Here is an 18,373-nt window from a genome sequence, read left to right on the forward strand (position 1 = left end):
ATGCTTTCAGATCAGAAAGCTTTTCATCCAATATAGATAGAAAGAAAGGGAACACGAATGAAAAGAACAAAATGGGAATTACCATTAGCAGCATTACTGGTTGGAACCGTTGTGTTATCAGGCTGTTCTTCCAATAGTGCAGCGGCAACAACACAAGCGATGAACGTCACCGTCAAAGTCAGTCAGGCACAAAAAGGGTTAATCGGTAAAGGTGAAATTTATACAGGTACCGTGACACCTTCTGAGACCGTTAATATTATTCCAAAAATGGGTGGGAAAGTGGTATCACTACCTGTCGATATCGGAACAGAAGTTAAAAAAGGACAAGTGCTTCTCAAACTCGAAGACAATGATCTTCGCAACAATCTAGCAAAAGCGCAAGCAGATGTAGCCGCGGCAGGAGCAGCAGTCAAAACGGCTCAAGATTCTCAACAATCAGGTATGGTCTCTGCCAACTCTGGTGTAGTTAGCTCCAAAAATGGAATTATTTCATCGAAAAGTGCAATCGATCAAGCAACAGGTTCGATCAACCAAGCCAATGGAGCAATCAATCAAGCAACCACAGCGGTAGAGCAAGCCAAAACAGCTGTATCGAGTGCAGCGAACAATATTAAGCAAACGACAGAAACATTATCTGCGGCGCAAAAGACATTAACACGTACCCAGTCTTTATTTCAAAATGGATTAGCTACTCAAGCTCAATTGGAACAAGCACAGACCGCTCAAGCAACAGCGCAAACGGCAAATGATAATGCTAAAAATGCACAGGTTAATGCGCAAGAACAATTAAATGCAGCGCAAAAAGCATTAGTTATTGCGAAGAAAAATTTGAGTACGGCTCAAAGTGCTTATCAAAATGCAACCAGCAGTTATGAGAATGCTAACAGTGGTTATAGCAATGCACAGAAACAACTAGAAGTGTCACAAAGCACTTCAGGTATTGAAGCCAGTCAGCAAAAGCAAAAACAAGCTGAATTGAATGTAAATATTGCTCAAGATGCTCTAGATGATGCTGTTGTGACTTCACCGATCAACGGTATTATCGGTACTAAAAATGCAGAAGTGGGCGAAATGGCATCTACATCTTCACCGGCACTTGTTATTGCCAATTTAAGTACAGTGAATACATTGATCTATGTTCCAGCAGATCAAATCAATAATGTTAAAATTGGTGATCCTGTACAAGTACGAGTCACTTCATCCAATATTCTCAAAACAGGTAAAGTGAAAAATATCAGTCCATTGGATGATAGTGGTAAAGGATATCCTGTCAAAATCGCTGTATCCAATGCAGATAATAAGCTTAAATCTGGTATGTTAGCAGATATTAGCTTTGTCGATGCAAGTGCTAAAGAAGGAATTATTGTTCCTTCCAAAGCGATCCAAACGATTGATGGCAAATCGTATGTCTATGTGGTACAAAAAAATATAGCCATTCGTAAGCAAGTGACTTTAGGCAAAGCAACAGGATCACAAGTATTTATCAATAGTGGTCTAAATGATGGAGATACCGTCATCACAAATAATCTTGCTTTATTAGAAGATAAAAATCCGATCACTGTTTCGCAATAATGAGTTTTGAATAAAAAAGGTTAATTCATTAGAGTGATGAAATGAATCATTGCCAGTAGTCTAATAGCGCTTTGAACAGGTATAATTCTGTTTGAAGCGTTATTTTTTTATTATCAGATAATAGATCAGTATAGAATGATATACACTTGAACAGTATAAAGGAGGTACGAACAATGATAGACATTCAAGTATACAATCCCAAGTGGGCAGAACAGTTTGAACAGATTAAACACATTTTAACGAAGCAGTTACAAGAATTAATGCTACATATTGAACATGTCGGTAGTACTTCGATTGTAGGGCAAATAGCCAAGCCTATTTTAGATATCGTCGTCGTAATCCCGAGTAGACAGCAATTGCCAGAGGTTATTACAGCATTGAGTCTATTGGGCTATCACTATCGAGGAGATTTAGGGGTAGAAGGCAGAGAAGCTTTTGGACGAATAGATGATTATGTTCCCTGGCAACCCGATCAACAAGTCTGGATGAATCAACATTTATATGTATGTGCTCAAGATAATCTGGAATTACATAGACACCTTACTTTTCGCAATTATCTTCGTCAGCATCCTGATGAAGTTATCGCTTACGGGCAACTGAAGCAACAGATTATTAAGCAAACAGAAGACCGTGAACAATACACAATACTCAAGACTGATTTTGTAGAAGGAATTTTAGCCAAAGCGAATCGATCATCATTTTGAATAGAAGGAGGAGTAGCCAATGTGGAATAGGAAAAAGAAAAACAAACCTCTTCATACACCTCTATCAGAACAGCAATTATGGGAACGCTACTTTTTTGAACGTCATTCATTGGATACATTGTTGAAATGGTCTAAACGATTGAAGTATTTTCGATATTGTCGAGCTTATGGAGGACATGTGGGAGATGGCGATTGTCTTTTGATTGCGATTCGGATTCAGTCAGAAGAAGAATTACATGAAGTGTTTGAACAGTTAGATCTACCGATGATAGGGATATCACCGGATTCATCTAGTTCTACTACAGCAAAGTGGACATATCCACAAATAGAACATCCCAAACATGTAATCATTGCAGGCGTAAAAGCTTTTATTTGGATGTATCCTGATCGTGTGAAGCTCAGTATTACGAATCTAGAACACCCTGTAGAAGTAACAGAAACCAGTGTATTTGCCGCAGAACGATTAGAACCTTATTTAACACCATTGGTACATCTGATGATCGATCCTCCGCAAGATGATCGTTATTGTTTTATAGCAGAAGATTGGCGATAACGAAAGCAAAAAAGAGTATCTACAGCGATCTGCTGAATAGATACTCTTTTGGTATGATTAGATATGGTGGTGATTAAATAGGGTGTTTATACATCAAGCTTCTTCGTATTACGCGATAGAATAAAGCATAAGAATAATACAATCGCTGCCGCCATATAAGGGAAGCCAATATTGATATCAAATAATAATCCAGCGACAATCGGCCCTGCAATATTACCCAGACTGCTATACGCGGAGTTCAGACCAGCGACATAACCTTGCTGATTATGAGCAATTTTGGATAATTGTGTACTGATCGCAGGTCTTAGAATATCGATCGATAAGAATACAATAAAAGTAACGACTAATATCATCCAGTACTGATTGACAAATAACGTTAACAGTACGAATAGTGATGCGAACACAAGACACCATGAAATGACTTTCTTCTCACCAAATGTATTGACGATCCAGCCAAACGCACTGACCTGTACAACAGCCCCGGCAATCGAACCGAAGGTAATAATAAAGGCGATATCTTTTGGTGTAAATCCAAACTTATGATCGACAAACAATCCGAATACCGTCTCATAATTGGCTAATCCGAAAGACATAACGAACACGATTACCAGACTAAGAAAATACGATTCACGATAGGAATGAATCAATTGTAAAAACATATTTGGTTGCTTGGTAAGAGAGGCTTCAGCGATTGTTGCTTTGCGCTTCTCTGCTGTTAATGATTCAGGCAATACCAATAAGGTGATTACAGCTGCAATCGCTGCGGCTATACCTGCCGCATAGAACGGCACCCGAATACCAAATTCAGCAATATATCCCCCGATACCCGGACCAATAATAAATCCAGTCGTAATCGCCGCATTAATATAACCCATCCCTTTACCACGTTCTTCATCGGATGTGATATCAGCAGTGTACGCCATAACCGCAGGCATAATAAAGGCTGCACCAATACCGCCTAACATCCGAGCAGCGAACAATAATGTAGGATCATTTGCAATCCCGAATAACCATTCCGATACAGCGAAAATAATCATACCGGATACGATCATTTTTTTACGTCCCCATGTATCAGATAATCGTCCAGCAATCGGGGAACAGATTAATTGACTGAATGAAAAAGCAGCCACCAGTAATCCGACCATACTACCATTAATATGAAGTTCATTCATATATGTAGGCATGATTGGAATCACTAAGCCTACGCCTGTAAAAATAAGAAAAATGTTGATCATCAGAAGCAGTATAGCACCTCTGTTACGAAGTAATAACGACATGAGTAAATCCTCCATCTATTCATTTAATCATTTTATAATACTGAACGTTCGGTCTGTAATATGTTAATAATAGAATAAGTTATGATACTGATCATCATAGATGAAGCTACATCAACATACTCTATTTTGGCTTGTTCTTAATTTACTTGTACATCGCTATGAAGTCATAGGGCTGGCTATACCATATAGCATCACAGTAACAGCTAATTCATATACATTCAAAGCTTCCTCAATACTCGCTTGACGAGACATCTGACCTAATCCAATAATCAGACTTTCCATAATAATAGCTAACTTAGCGGCATCGTTCGCCTTGAATTCCCCACTATCGATCCCTTGTTGAATCAATTGCTGATTAAAGCTTAGATGAGAAGCCATCATGGTAGACACGCGTTCTTCAACATCATTATCTTTTTCATCGCTATTAAAAAATTCATCTGCTGCTTTGGTAAGTGGATGACTGAGATCATCACGTACCAGATGTTCAGCAAGCCCATATATTTTTTGGACAGTGGTAGGATACAGATGTTCTTTTTCTTGCCATTTTTCTTCCCAATCCCGATTCCACTCATCCAGTAAATAAAGAAACAGACCTTCTTTACTTTTGAAATGGTAATAGATATTCCCTTTACTACTACCTGTAGCAGCTACGATATCTTCAATCGAAGTGGCTTTGAATCCTTTTTGTACAAATAAGGCACGAGCCGCATCTAACATTCTTTTTTTAGTTTGTTCGGTTTGCAATTGCTTTTTATTCACGAGTTTTCACTCCGATTCATTAAGTGTGCTGGATAACATTATTATAGAAGAAATAATACTGAACGTTTGTTCAGTATGTTAACAGAGAATTTTGAATTTGGCAAGTGGATCTTATTATATCTATTCCTTATCCATACAATTCCAATATAGGAAAAATCAATTCCCAAAATAAAAAATATGTAGTAATATGAAAGAATATGTCTATATACCTACGTCTAAAGTTATAAAATCAAATAATGCTTACATTTTATTGGGGGAATTCATGTTGGGGAATATGAAAAAGAGAAGTCACCAGTGGATCACATTATTGCTGAGTGTCGCTATTGTTTTGCCTACTTGGGGATTCACAGCAACACCAACTGCTCAAGCAAGTGATATTCAGAATCACTGGGCTAAGGATGTCATGACACAATGGCAAAGTAAAGGGTACATTAGTGGATTTCAAGATGGAAGTTTAAAACCAGATCAAAGTGTAACCAGATCACAGCTAGCGGCTATGATTAACAAAGCATTTGGATTTACTCAAACAAGTTCGATTGCGTACAAAGATGTACAATCTTCAGACTGGTTCTACCATGATGTTGCGATCGCCAAATCACAAGGATATATGGAAGGATACAAAAATAACACTTTCCATCCAGATCAAAAAGTTACACGTCAAGAATTAGCTGTTATTTTGACTTCTTTGAAAAAATTAAAGTCATCTAACTCTGCTGCTCAAATGAAAGATACCCTCTATAGTCCTTCATGGAGTAAAGGTTCGATTGGCGCAGTGATCGACAGTGGACTGATGAAAGGTGATGAAAAGGGATTCCGTCCTAAAGATACAACGACTCGTGCAGAAGCTGTTACTGTCTTGGAGCGTTCTTTAGAATCGTCGGATACGAATAACTCATCCAAATCATCTTCTCCAACAACGATATACAATACAGCAGGTGTCTATGGGCCTGCATCCGGTCAACAACAAATAGCAGGTGATATGCAGTTAAATAGTGCTGGCAGTACGCTTCGCAATATGGTGATCGAAGGCGATCTTCTTTTAGGTGCAGGAATCGGCGAAGGGGATGCCATCTTAGATCATGTGACTGTTAAAGGAACAACGACTATTAATGGTGGTGGAATCAACAGTATCCATCTTCAAGATGCTACACTGCAAACAGCTGTTATCAATAAAAAAGATGGTAATGTACGTGTAGTGACTACAGGTGCAACAACCGTACAGCAGATGATTCTTCAATCTGGAGGTCTACTTGAAGAAAAAGGATTAACAACAGGAGCAGGATTTACAAATGTCGTCTTGTCCAATCAGATTCCATCGGGATCGACCGTTTCATTAAAGGGACGTATAGATAGTATGGATATTTCGTCATCCTCTGTGCTAACTCAATTGCTTACTGGTTCTGTCGATAATCTGGCAGTGGCTTCAGGCACAACAGATAATAAGATTAGCACCACATCTTCATCATCAATCCAATCGTTGACGTTGAATAGTGCGGCTAAAGTCAGTGGTAATGGTACGATTGAAAAAGCATACATTAATGTAGCTGGATCCACGATTACACCACGAGTGAATCAGACCACAACTAGTGCAGGGGTAACCGCACTGATTGAAGGCGGTGTCGTTGGTGGCGAGCAAGCAGTGACCAATATTCGCAAAGAAGATAAGAAACATCAAGACTCTTCGACACCTGTCGTTGTACAACAACCTGTGCAAAGTTTGGATGTCAGAAATGGTCAAGCGATCTTACATTTGAACCAACCGACCAATGAATTATTGCTTAGTGATATGGAAGTGACAGCTACATTAAATGGTAAGCCGTATACACTAACGAACATTATTTATGATAGTGTCACAGGTGTAATCCAATTTGATCCGCTTAACTTAAAAGCCAAATATAATAAAATATTAGAGATTACAGTTACACCATCGTCTTCTTCAAGTCGTCTTTTAACGATTAGTAAAGGTGATCTACGTATCAATGGATTTACAGGTTTTATAGGAGAAGAACAGGGTGAATCCGTAGAAGGAATGACGATTCATTTTCGGCGGGGGTTGAATGTAACAGAAGGACCAATCGCAGCGACTGTTACAACCAATGAACATGGAGATTATAATGTTACGCTCCCACCAGGAGTATACACAGGTGAACTGATAAAAGAGGGTTTTATTCCTTCTTATCTAATAGCGACGTCTTTGGCAGAAGAATATAATTATGATCAAAGTGCTATTGTTTCAAGGATGCCAACAGAAGGTAAAATTAGTATTGTGTTAACATGGGATGAATTACCTTACGATGAAGATGCTCATTTGTTAGGACCTACACCCGATGGCTATGGATTCCATACTTCTACCGACAATAGACAATACAATTACCAGAATCAGAATTATGTATCTTTAGATACAGATAATATGAGTTCTTACGGACCAGAAGTGATCACTATTAAGAAACGTGTAGATGGCATATACACATTTTATGTACAAAATTATAGTGCGACTGCTAATAATGGAGCAGCATCAACATTGCGAAAATCATCAGCTACTGTAAAAGTATATAATGGAGCATACAGACTTCCAATGAAAACTTATCATATTCCTGTAGGCGATGGAGAAGAACCTTACTGGCATGTATTTGATATGAATGTAGATAATGATCAAGTTAGCTTCTTCGATCAAAATGTATTAGTTAATATACCACCCACCTCTATTTATCATCAATTACCTAATCAGGCAGAGATAGATATGCTTGATTTGGAACGAGAAATGGATTTGATTTCTTCCAATCAAGTCTTGGCTTATGATACACAGATTGATAAAGATATATCATTGCGATCATCAAATTCTTTGAATGATAATATTGCTATGTATATATCTGATATTGAATTGTTACCAACTCAAGTTAATGGACACCCGATAAGCGTTACTGATGATACGTATTTAGTAACTTCTGATTTTGAAGATACAATAATGTTATCTCAATATAATGGAAGTGCTTATACAGCAAATTATAATGTAACATTACATTTAACTCTTAGAGATGCTGATATAGAAACGACTATTGTAGTTCAATTACCTACTATAGATACATGGATCGAGCAAGCCTCGGTAGAAGCTCAATCCAAGATCAATACGGCTACTGCTGGACAAGATATCACTGCATTACAAACAGCTTTAGATGATAAAAATGCATTAACAAGTCATTCGACAACAGACGAAAAAATTGCTGTTTTAGAAAAACTAAATCAGGCTTTAATCTCTTTTTGAAAAGGATATAAATAGGCTGTAAACCAAAAAAGAACAAGTCTAGGCGTAATGCCTTTGACTTGTTCTTTTTTGGTTAAGGATGATTAAGAGACTGAGCTTTTCAAAAGGTTGTGTCTGTTCAAAGGAACACGGTGATCTTGAGATTCGCTTGTGCAAGATGTTGCAGGAGGGCGTAAGGAAGGTGTACGTTCTAACACAATATCAATAAAATGAGATATCTGTTGCAACGATTGAATATGTTCCTGAATGGTATGTTGATGCTGTTGTAGCATATGATAAAGTTCAGGATAATCGGTTAGATCACTATCTAAAGATAACTGGACATACGGTCGCATTTCTTCCAAAGATAAACCTGTTTTTTTCAGACATAGGATTAATTTCATTTTTTCAATATTAGTATGATCGTATACACGGTGACCGTTAGATTTGCGATTCGGTTGTGGAAGTAATTGAATCTTCTCATAATAACGAATCGTATCTTCGGACAGTCCACTTTGATAGGCAGCTTCTTTGATTGAAAATGCTTCGGTTCGATTCATGCTGGATCACTCCTTTAAGATCATATGATTAGTGTACAACTTGGAGTTGACTCCAAGTCAATCTATTTATGTGAAGTTGACTTCGATTCGACTCCAAGTTGTAGAGTGAACTCAACCCTTTGTCATAAAGGGTGAAAATGGTTCATTTTAATAGGAGGAAAACAGATGGATACTAAGTCTTTAGCACGGGTTGCTTGTATTACTGGAGCCAATCATGGAATTGGTCTTGCTTTGACTCATCGATTATTAGAGGAACAATGGCAGGTGATTGCGATTATTCGATCTTCCTTTGCTACGGATGATATACAGATTCAACAAGCTATCCAAGATCAGCGCTTACGTATTTATGTGGCTGATGTATCTGATTTTGAACAGTTACGAACAGTACTCACACAGATTCAAGCCCGAGAAGCCCATATTGATATATTATATAATAATGCAGGTGGAAGTTATCCTGAATTAAGCTTTTCCCCGCAAGGACGGGAGCTTCACTTTGATACACAGACTGTAGCTCCCTATATTATTTTGAAAGAACTGGAGCAGCTACTTCAGCAGGGAAATCTACGTACGGTGATTAATACATCCAGCGCTGTATTTGCTACACGGTTAACATTTGATCCTGATCAGTTAGAACATCCGACAACATTTAAGCCTCTAATTGGTGCCTATGCAACAGCAAAGTTAGCTTTATCGCTGTGGACTTCTGAACGTGCTTCTGAATTTGAACATCTCAAAGGAATTAAGTTGTTAAGTGTTGATCCAGGTGGCAATAATACGCTACGTTCGGGTAAAAAATCAGGGATTCCGTTTTTTATCCAAATCCTGACGCGATTATTTTTTCCAGCTCCGACGCATGGAGCCTCTTTATTATATGACGCGGCTTTAGGAGAAAATCGTTCGTTATTGGTAGCAGGTGATTATATTGTTAAAGGCAAGACTACTCGGTTAAAGTTTAAACAGAGTGCATCTATAATCAGCGAGCGTGTGCATAGAATCTATGAGCAAGAGTATAAAAGATAAATAATCCCATCCTTTGGATATCCCATTAAAAGTAGTGGACACTCAACAGAGTTGCTATATGTGCGAAGACATGTTTCTTTTCCAAAGAAAGGATGATCTCATATGCGTAATCAACAGCAGATGATGGATTTAATTATGCAATTTGCGGAGCAGGATGAACGGGTGCGGGTAGTAGCGATGAATGGGTCGCGTGTGAATACCAAAGTACCGGTCGATATTTTTCAAGATTACGATATCGTGTATCTGGTGACCGATGTGCAATCTTTTATAGAAGACTGTGATTGGACAGATTATTTCGGTGAAAAGATTATAATACAAATGCCAGATGCTATGGGAGATTCGCTTGAGGATAATGATGGACGATTTGCTTATTTGATGTTACTGGCGGATGGGAACCGAATTGATCTCAGATTATTTCCTCTGTCTCTTCAAGCGACTTATATTCATGAAGATAAGCTTATCGACGTACTGCTAGACAAAGATCAGCGGATGCCTGAACTTTTGCCACCGACAGATGAGGATTATCATATTACATCGCCAACAGCACAACAGTATGCGAATTGTTGTAATGAATTTTGGTGGGTATCCACGTATGCCGCTAAAGGGTTATGGAGACAGGAAATGATATACGTATTGGATCATCTCCATCTTTATATTCGTCCGATGGTATTGCAAATGTTAACATGGCAAGTAGGGATCGATACAGCATTCAAAGTGAGCATCGGGAAAAACCATAAGTATCTACAATCTTTTCTTGAACCATCTGTATGGACACAGTTATTAGCGACTTATCCTACTGCGGATGAAGAGAAGATCTGGCAAGCATTAGATGTAATGATGGATTTATTTCGGCAAACGGCTTGTGATGTCGCCAAGCAAATGAACTTTGAATATGATACTGTTCAAGATCAGAAGGTTCGTACGTATATGCATCATATTCATTTTCTAAGTCCTGAAGCTCAAGATTTTGATTTATAAAATAGAAAAAATTATACTCGGGGCTTATCATTCTGAGATATACAAAAAAGCCTTACTCCTAATAGAAGGAATAAGGCTTTTTGATCATCTAAGATGTCGATTCTTCTTATGAACGTACACCGATATGCAGAGAATCACGTAATTCCAATAACTCCGCATAACTATGAATAATGATATCTGCTTTGCTCAAATCTTGATTGCCTGAACCTGGATTCTGATGACCGATACAGCGCATACCTGCATCTTTCGCTGCTTGAACACCATTGCGAGAATCTTCGATCACTACACAATGTTGCGGATCGACCTGTAATAGCTCTGCCGCATGTAAGAAAATATCGGGTGCAGGCTTACCATGAGCTACTTCTTCACCACTGACCATCACGGTGAAGAAAGGACGTAATCCCGTACGTTCCAAAATCAATTCGATTAAAGAACGTGGAGAAGAGGAAGCGACTGCCAGCTTGATTCCCGAGTTAGACAACCATTGAATCCATTGTTCTACATGATCAAAAGCTTGTAGCTCTTCATGACCTTGCATGACCTTCATTACATTTTCTTTATGAAATGCTAGCACTTCAGCTAGGACATGATCCAGCTGATGCTTATCCAGTACCTGCTGGAACATCGATTCTAGCGTCACCCCTACATACGTATGATGTTCTGTTTCTTCAACGGTAGCCCCTAGATGCTGAAAAGAACTTTTTTCAATTTCAAAATAAATAGGTTCACTGTCGATCAACACACCATCCATATCAAAAATGAACGCTTGAATCGGCGGGTCTTGCCACAATGGGGATGAAGGATGATTAAGATGTTCTGATGTCATATTGAATTGACCTCCATTCTTCAGATCCAATTAAGTAGATTGTAAAACGACTTTAATAGCATTTGAAGATGGTGTCAATGTACCACTGCTGATATTACAACCTAGCGTCTGGAATGCTTCTTCATAATCTTGCAGTGCAAAAGTGTGCGTAATCAGCTTACTTGCTGGAATCAGATTGCGTTCGATCATATAATGAGCAGTCGCAAATGTACCTAAAGAATCGATCGAACCGATAATTTTGAGACTACGGTCAACAACTTCTTTAGGGTTGAAAGAGCTAACTCCATCACGCAGACCTACAAGCATCAGATATCCACCATGTGCTAGATTAGAAAGGACAGTTGTCCCTACAGCTCCTGTTGTATCCACAATCAGATCCACTTGATGATCGGATGGAGAAATATGCGTTAATGCACTTTCAAAAGAGTTATGAGTATCCCAACGTTCCGGCGCTATCGCACCTGCAATATGCAAGCGATCCTGTGAGATATCGACAATACTACCGGATACCCCTTTGGAAGCCAAAGCATAACTGTATAACATCCCGATCGGACCCGCTCCCAAAATAATTGTGCGGAAGTTAGGAAGTAATTGAATCTGATTAATACCTGTCAGCATACAACTTAAAGGTTCAGTTAGCGTCGCTTCTGCATAACTAACATGATCTGCTAATTTGTAAAGGAACCGATCTTCGGTTACATAGTAATCGGTAAATGTACCATCACTACTGACTCCTGTCTCCGTGGTGCTTTTATGTAAACAATGGTTCTGTCTTCCTGTACGACACATATTACACTGACCGCAATAGTAGGTAGGGTCAATCACAACGCGATCCCCAACTTGTAGCGTCGTCACCCGATCACCGACTTGTACGACTTCTCCAGCTGATTCATGTCCCAAAATGATAGACGATTTGGCATGGTATTTGCCACTTACGATACCAAGGTCAGTTCCGCATACGCCTGTTGCATGAATGCGTACCAGCACTTGATTTTCCTGCGTAATTTGTGGTTGTGGTCTTTCTTCCAGAGCAACGTCCCAAGCTGATTTGTAGACAAGTGATAACATAATATTCCTCCTCATATTAAAGCTAAGCGTATTCTTTTCAATTCAGATAACAACGTATATACATAATTTTAACGTAATTAAGTAAAAGCGCTTTAATCCAAAGACGACAAAACGAGGTCAAGCCGACGGATAATCTCTACAATCTCTTCATCTGTTACAGTAAGAGAAGGACGAACTTTAACGACATTACCGAATCCATAACGAGAACCACGTAGAATTAATTGTTGATCAGCAAAAGCAAAATTGATAATCGCATTCATTTTGTTGGTATCTGGAGCATTATATTCATCTACGATTTCTAGACCCCACATTAGACCTACGCCACGAGCTTCACCAATACAGTTATATTTCTCTTCCAAATTTAAAAGCAAATCGCCCAGTAATTTTCCTTTGCGTTGTACATCTTCCATGAATCCAGGTTCAGACACAACTTCCAATGTTGATTTAGCTGCTGTAACAGAGATCAGATTACTACCTGAAGTAAAGGAATGCTCATGTTTTTCAAGGACATTTAGACGAGACTGCATCAATACCGCAGCAACAGGGACACCGATACCACCAAGCCCTTTAGCCAGCGTAATAATATCAGGTTTAATATCGAATAATGTACTTGCAAACATATAACCAGTACGACCAATACCTGTCTGTACTTCATCTGCGATCAAGATGATATTTTGCTCATCACACAACTGACGAATACCTTTGAAATACTCAGGTGGAGGCATAATATTACCACCGTTACCTAGAATCGGTTCGATAATCATACAAGCTGTAGAACCAGAACCGCCATACTCAATCTGATCGGCTAGCGCTTCTACACATTTCATTCCACAATTGGACGGCTTGGCATCGAACGGGCAACGATAGCAATAAGGTGCAGGGACATGCAGAGAATTGGGAACAGAGGAATTCGGAAATCCTTTACGACGGAAAGCATTACCCGAAATACCTGTGGCAAATTGTGTCTGTCCATGATGAGAGTAGAAAAGGCTGACAATATCGGTATCACCAGTATATTTTTGAGCAATTTTAGTTGCGCATTCGTTTGCAGTGGAACCCGTGATGTCACGCATCCAGCCTGTATCAATCCCATTCGGTGCATATTCTAACAAATGAGATAACACTTCATCGACATAAGGTTCTGTAAACGTAGACGACATATGCGTCAGATTGCCAACTTGCTCTTGTACTTTTTGCACTACATACGGGTGATTGTATCCAAGAGAAAGATTAAATGTACCGGATACACCATCTATATATTCTGTACCTGTATCGTCAATTAATTTAATACCTCTACCATAACGAAACCGATTCTCAGTTAAAGTTTGCATGATTTGCCTCCTGATTTTAAGTTCAAATAGACTTGATCTGCTAAAATGCTCTGTCATTGATACCACTCAACTACAATCGTTTCTTGGATCGCTGTTCCTCACCTCCCTTACAGAGTATGGATCTAGGATTGCACTCTTGATGTTAATTTGGCTTGTGAAGTACTCCATTGAGAAGTAAAAGCAATACTAATTAACAGCACTAATGAGAATCCAGCAAATACCCATAACGTAGGTCCGACAGACCAGTTCGCCATACTCCAACCGATCACATACTGCAAGACCGATCCACCGATTCCACCAGCAGCAATCAGAATACTGGTTGTACGTTCGGTCATTCCTGGAATAAGAGAATTAGCGAATACTAAAGCGATAGAGAATAGTCCTGACATAAATAAGCCGATAGCAAAAATCAAAATATACATCGCTACAGGATGAGAAACCAAAGCAAGTCCAATAATCATCAGCATCATGCCAAGCGAACTACCAATCAAGAAAGGAACATAACGAATCGATTCTGCTATACGACCTACGAATAACCGACCAATCGTCATGGCTGCCCAGAAAAAAGTGACACTAAGCGAAGCAGCTGAATCACTAATCGAAATACTTTCGATCAGAATAGAAGGTAGAAAATTCATCACTCCTAATTCAAGACCCATGTATACAAAAAAGAATAAGATGAAAATACTGAGAAATTGTAATTGTTTACCGCTATATTTTCGTTTCACGACAGCTCCGGTATGATCGGCATCATGTTCTTGAATACGCCGAAGTTGCGCAGAACTATCTGCTGGCATGGTGATCCAGAATAACAGTAAGAGAAGAGTAGCTAATGCAACAGTGTAGAAAGACAACTGCCATACATTTAAGAAAATATACAGACTTGCTAAAGCAGGAATTAATAATGAACCTACTCCAAAATAAACATCTAGCTTGGTCATCGCGACTGCTTTTTGCGCTTCAGCGAATTCGATCGTAAAGGCTCCAATCGAAGATTCGATAATACCTGAACCAAAGCCTACAAAAATCGTCATCGTGACCATCCAACCCCATACTGGCAAAGTACCCATCATTGCATAAGCAATCGTAATGGCCCCTAATGCAATCAGTAACATATGTTTGCGTCCGACCCATGCAGATAAAGAAGGAGAAACAACTACCCCCACAAGAAAGCCCATGAATTGTAAAAATAACAATGTGCCTCCATCGCTGTAATCTTTACCGTAGTGAGGTAAAATGACGGGCAGCAGAGCGCCTAACAAAACACTGGTAATTCCGATTAGAAAGTAAAAGCCACAACTTAATCCAAAAATCCTTTTCAACATCATCACCCTTCCATAAATAATCAAATACACTTGAAATTTCCATCTATGATCAACATAATGAATGAAGGCAGATCTTGTACAGAAACTGCCATCTATGTATTCATCGAATAAGGAGTGATAGGGAATGAGTCAACTATTAGAAAATTTTCAAGGTAAGGCTATGGATGAACGACTGCAATGGCACTGTCCACCTGAAGAATGGGAAGTCTCTTCAGAGAAACAAGTCCTTACTTTCAAACCATTAGCGAAAACTGATTTCTGGCAAAAAACACATTATGGATTTCGAGTAGACAACGGACATTTTCTATTTGCCGAGATGACAGGTGACATGATTATGACAACGAAAGTGCGTACATATCCAGTTCACCAATATGATCAAGCTGGATTGATGATTCGTTTTTCAGAACATTGCTGGCTTAAGACTTCTGTAGAATTTGAAACAGATGGTCATGCCAAGTTAGGTGCCGTTGTTACCAACAATGGATATTCAGATTGGTCTACCCAAAACTTTGTTGCAGGCGAGACCGAACTTTTATTTCGTATTCGCCGTGAAGCGGGTGATTACACAATTGAATATGCCGAACAAGAACAAGATGATGCTTCAGAACTGAAATGGAATCAAATACGGATCGCTCATTTGTTTGATGATCAAAATGATCAAACGCCTTTTCAATGTGGTGTATATGCATGTAGCCCACAAGGAGATGGCTGTCATGTGGAGTTCGAATATTTGCATATTGAACCGCTTCAAAAAGAGAACAAATAGCAGAAAAAATGACTTAGATAAAAATGTAAAAATTATGTATTTAATTACAATAAATAACTATAGAGTCTCAAATTTGAATAGTCAAGTCAATAATATGTAAAGTTCTTCATTTCAAATTAAATAAGGAAAGCGAAGAATGACATAGCATTTTAAAGAATAAAATGAGTAAAATTAAAATCATTTTTATTCTATTTTGTAAATGCTACTTTAGAAACAGAAGATAGATTCAAAATTGAAATTACGTAAAAATGGAATAACAAAACAAAAAAGACCTGATTTTTATGAGGTCTTTTTGTTTGTTCTATCCTTTTTATGGCTCTTTATAACTTTAGCTGGGCGATTTATCCCTACAAAAGAACTATATTTATTTTGAAGATGTAAGGATTAGTTAGCTCTAAAGTTAATTTGTCATAATCAATATGCACAAAGACTTGTAATAAAATGAATAAAGAAACAGGAGTAAGTTATTGAGCTTCCTAATACTTGTATAAGTAGTATAGAAGTAATGGACAGATCGTATAATGAATTCTATATTTCCCGGGTAATGGTACACAAAATAGCTTCGTGTGTAAGAAGCAATCGACCAAAAGATTATTCAGAGAATCAGCAGAAAATGCTGTTCTTTAAATAATCTTTTTTTGTTATGTATATATGTGAATATGTAAAAGTTTGGTTTTTAGACATATTGTATGGATATCCTGTGAAAAGAGCTAGCTTGGTTTACAAGCACCTATGTAACGTAATACAATAGAGTATATAGGCAGGTACTAATTTTTCGAAAATGTTCAAAAAGCCCTATGTGATAACTTAATCTTTCTCGGGGGTTCCATGAGTGACTACTGTGGAATCATTGTGAAGTAGGTTACGAATCGATCCCAAGAGAGGAAGCACCCAAATATGTCCACTGCGCGTGTGACGAAAGATCAAGACAATTGGCGTAAAAGTTTAGCTCCCTATGAGAAATCAAACACGAAATACAGTGTATGGCAACTGATTAATACACTTGTTCCATTTTTCGGTCTATGGTATCTTGCATACCTTAGTTTATCAGTATCCTACTGGTTGACTATCCCTATTATGGTACTTGCTGGCGGATTCTTAGTTCGCACCTTTATTATTTTTCATGATTGCTGTCATCGTTCCTTTTTCAAAAACCGTAAAGCAAATACTATTGTAGGTAATATTACAGGTATTATGACTTTATGTTCTTATGATCAATGGCGCTATAGCCACTCTATGCATCACGCAACTAATGGTAATTTAGATAAACGCGGAACAGGCGATATCTGGACATTAACTGTGAACGAATATTTAGCATTATCTCCATTACGTCGTTGGGTGTACCGTATGTATCGTAATCCAATGATTATGTTTACGATCGGTCCTATTTATACATTTTTATTGATCTACCGTTTTAACCGTAAAGGCGCTCCGAAAAAAGAGCGTATGAATACCTATATGGTTAACGTAGCGCTTGTTGTAATTATCGGTTTGCTGTGCTGGGGAATCGGTTGGCAAGCATTTCTAATGATTCAAGGTCCAATCTTCTTTATGTCTGGTGTAGGCGGTATCTGGTTGTTCTATGTACAGCATCAGTTTGAAGAAAGTTACTTTGAAGAAGAAGAAAACTGGAATTATGTTAAAGCGGCTATGCATGGTAGCTCTTTCTACAAACTTCCTAGAGTATTGCACTGGATTACCGGTAACATCGGTTTCCACCATATTCATCATTTAAGCTCACGTGTACCCAATTACTTCTTGGAGTCCGCGCATAATACAAGTCCTGTATTGCAAGATGTACAGACAATTACATTATTGACTAGCTTGCAGTCGTTACGTTTCCGTATTTGGAATGAAGATACGAAGAAATTTATCGGCTTCAAAGATATTGATACTTCACTTAAAGTGAAGAACAAAAAACAACATCAAAAAGCAGGTTAACGATCGGATAGATGTATCACCAGGTTTATTAGAGAGGTGGTCTATTCTTCCGAATATATGACAACAAAAAACCTTGAGATCTTGATTGCTGATGACAATGATATTAACCGTTATGTGTTAATGGAAATGTTGAGGAAATTAGGGCATAAAGTCAAAGGTGCAAGGCATGGTAAAGAAGCTGTACAACTGGCTGCGCAACATTCATACGATATGATATTTATGGATTTGCGTATGCCAGAATTGGGTGGGATTGAAGCTGTTCAACAGATTCGATCCGCTATTTCAGAAAATGAGAAACAGCCTTATATTATTGCTTGTTCTACTGATCTTCTGAATGTAGATTTACTTTCAGAATCTAAAATGAACGCCTATATCAGTAAACCTTTACGCAAACGAGTGATTGAAGAAGCACTCAGCGATTGGGAAGATTTACGATAAACGATAATATGTCA

At 38.4% G+C, this 18,373-nt stretch carries 16 protein-coding genes; 9 read left to right on the plus strand and 7 right to left on the minus strand.

What is annotated here, in order from left to right; translation table 11 throughout:
* The first annotated feature begins 57 nt into the window (after positions 1-57).
* The 3 genes from PO903_RS09295 (at position 58) to PO903_RS09305 (ending at position 2,829) form a co-directional block, all read left to right on the plus strand.
* Positions 58-1,572, plus strand: a complete 1,515-nt coding sequence (locus PO903_RS09295) for an efflux RND transporter periplasmic adaptor subunit (protein ID WP_273593232.1) — start codon at positions 58-60, stop codon at positions 1,570-1,572.
* 173 nt (positions 1,573-1,745) lie between these two features.
* A complete protein-coding gene (locus PO903_RS09300; protein ID WP_137221376.1) occupies positions 1,746-2,276 on the plus strand; it encodes a GrpB family protein in 531 nt (176 codons plus the stop codon).
* Positions 2,277-2,295: 19 nt separating this feature from the next.
* Complete coding sequence (locus tag PO903_RS09305; protein WP_273593233.1) at positions 2,296-2,829, plus strand: hypothetical protein; 534 nt, start codon at positions 2,296-2,298, stop codon at positions 2,827-2,829.
* Between the two features lie 86 nt (positions 2,830-2,915).
* Here PO903_RS09305 and PO903_RS09310 read toward each other — a convergent pair whose 3' ends face one another.
* Both PO903_RS09310 and PO903_RS09315 read right to left on the minus strand, forming a co-directional pair.
* Positions 2,916-4,106, minus strand: a complete 1,191-nt coding sequence (locus PO903_RS09310; protein ID WP_069326832.1) for an MFS transporter — start codon at positions 4,104-4,106, stop codon at positions 2,916-2,918.
* Between the two features lie 156 nt (positions 4,107-4,262).
* On the minus strand, positions 4,263-4,865 hold the full coding sequence (locus tag PO903_RS09315) for a TetR/AcrR family transcriptional regulator (RefSeq protein WP_069326831.1): 603 nt from the start codon (positions 4,863-4,865) through the stop codon (positions 4,263-4,265).
* A 262-nt stretch (positions 4,866-5,127) separates the two neighbouring features.
* Between PO903_RS09315 and PO903_RS09320 the strand changes: the two genes are divergently transcribed.
* A complete protein-coding gene (locus tag PO903_RS09320; RefSeq protein ID WP_273593234.1) occupies positions 5,128-8,127 on the plus strand; it encodes an S-layer homology domain-containing protein in 3,000 nt (999 codons plus the stop codon).
* An 83-nt stretch (positions 8,128-8,210) separates the two neighbouring features.
* On the opposite strand, the gene PO903_RS09325 is transcribed toward PO903_RS09320, so the two are convergent.
* A complete protein-coding gene (locus tag PO903_RS09325) occupies positions 8,211-8,666 on the minus strand; it encodes a MerR family transcriptional regulator (protein ID WP_069326829.1) in 456 nt (151 codons plus the stop codon).
* Between the two features lie 165 nt (positions 8,667-8,831).
* Here PO903_RS09325 and PO903_RS09330 point away from each other — a divergent pair, with 165 nt between their 5' ends.
* Together PO903_RS09330 and PO903_RS09335 are read left to right on the plus strand one after the other, a co-directional pair.
* Positions 8,832-9,686 (plus strand): SDR family NAD(P)-dependent oxidoreductase, encoded by an 855-nt coding sequence (locus PO903_RS09330; RefSeq protein ID WP_273593235.1) that lies wholly within the window; start codon positions 8,832-8,834, stop codon positions 9,684-9,686.
* Positions 9,687-9,788: 102 nt separating this feature from the next.
* Complete coding sequence (locus PO903_RS09335; RefSeq protein ID WP_273593236.1) at positions 9,789-10,664, plus strand: aminoglycoside 6-adenylyltransferase; 876 nt, start codon at positions 9,789-9,791, stop codon at positions 10,662-10,664.
* A 106-nt stretch (positions 10,665-10,770) separates the two neighbouring features.
* On the opposite strand, the gene PO903_RS09340 is transcribed toward PO903_RS09335, so the two are convergent.
* From PO903_RS09340 to PO903_RS09355, 4 genes are all read right to left on the minus strand, one after another.
* Positions 10,771-11,490, minus strand: a complete 720-nt coding sequence (locus PO903_RS09340; RefSeq protein ID WP_273593237.1) for an HAD family hydrolase — start codon at positions 11,488-11,490, stop codon at positions 10,771-10,773.
* A 30-nt stretch (positions 11,491-11,520) separates the two neighbouring features.
* Complete coding sequence (locus PO903_RS09345) at positions 11,521-12,558, minus strand: zinc-dependent alcohol dehydrogenase (protein WP_069326825.1); 1,038 nt, start codon at positions 12,556-12,558, stop codon at positions 11,521-11,523.
* 92 nt (positions 12,559-12,650) lie between these two features.
* Positions 12,651-13,889, minus strand: a complete 1,239-nt coding sequence (locus PO903_RS09350) for an aspartate aminotransferase family protein (protein WP_069326824.1) — start codon at positions 13,887-13,889, stop codon at positions 12,651-12,653.
* Positions 13,890-14,011: 122 nt separating this feature from the next.
* Positions 14,012-15,211: an MFS transporter gene (locus PO903_RS09355; RefSeq protein WP_069326882.1), complete on the minus strand. Its 1,200-nt coding sequence runs from the start codon at positions 15,209-15,211 to the stop codon at positions 14,012-14,014.
* 127 nt (positions 15,212-15,338) lie between these two features.
* On the opposite strand from PO903_RS09355, the gene PO903_RS09360 reads away from it, so the two are divergent.
* From PO903_RS09360 to PO903_RS09370, 3 genes are all read left to right on the plus strand, one after another.
* Entirely contained in the window at positions 15,339-15,980 is a 642-nt protein-coding gene (locus PO903_RS09360; protein WP_069326823.1) for a DUF1349 domain-containing protein, read from the plus strand.
* Positions 15,981-16,877: 897 nt separating this feature from the next.
* Positions 16,878-17,921, plus strand: a complete 1,044-nt coding sequence (desA, locus tag PO903_RS09365; protein WP_069326822.1) for a Delta(5) desaturase DesA — start codon at positions 16,878-16,880, stop codon at positions 17,919-17,921.
* Between the two features lie 36 nt (positions 17,922-17,957).
* Entirely contained in the window at positions 17,958-18,359 is a 402-nt protein-coding gene (locus PO903_RS09370; RefSeq protein ID WP_273593238.1) for a response regulator, read from the plus strand.
* Positions 18,360-18,373 lie beyond the last annotated feature (14 nt).

The sequence above is a fragment of the Paenibacillus sp. PK4536 genome, from assembly GCF_028594455.2.
Classification (GTDB): domain Bacteria; phylum Bacillota; class Bacilli; order Paenibacillales; family Paenibacillaceae; genus Saccharibacillus; species Saccharibacillus nuruki.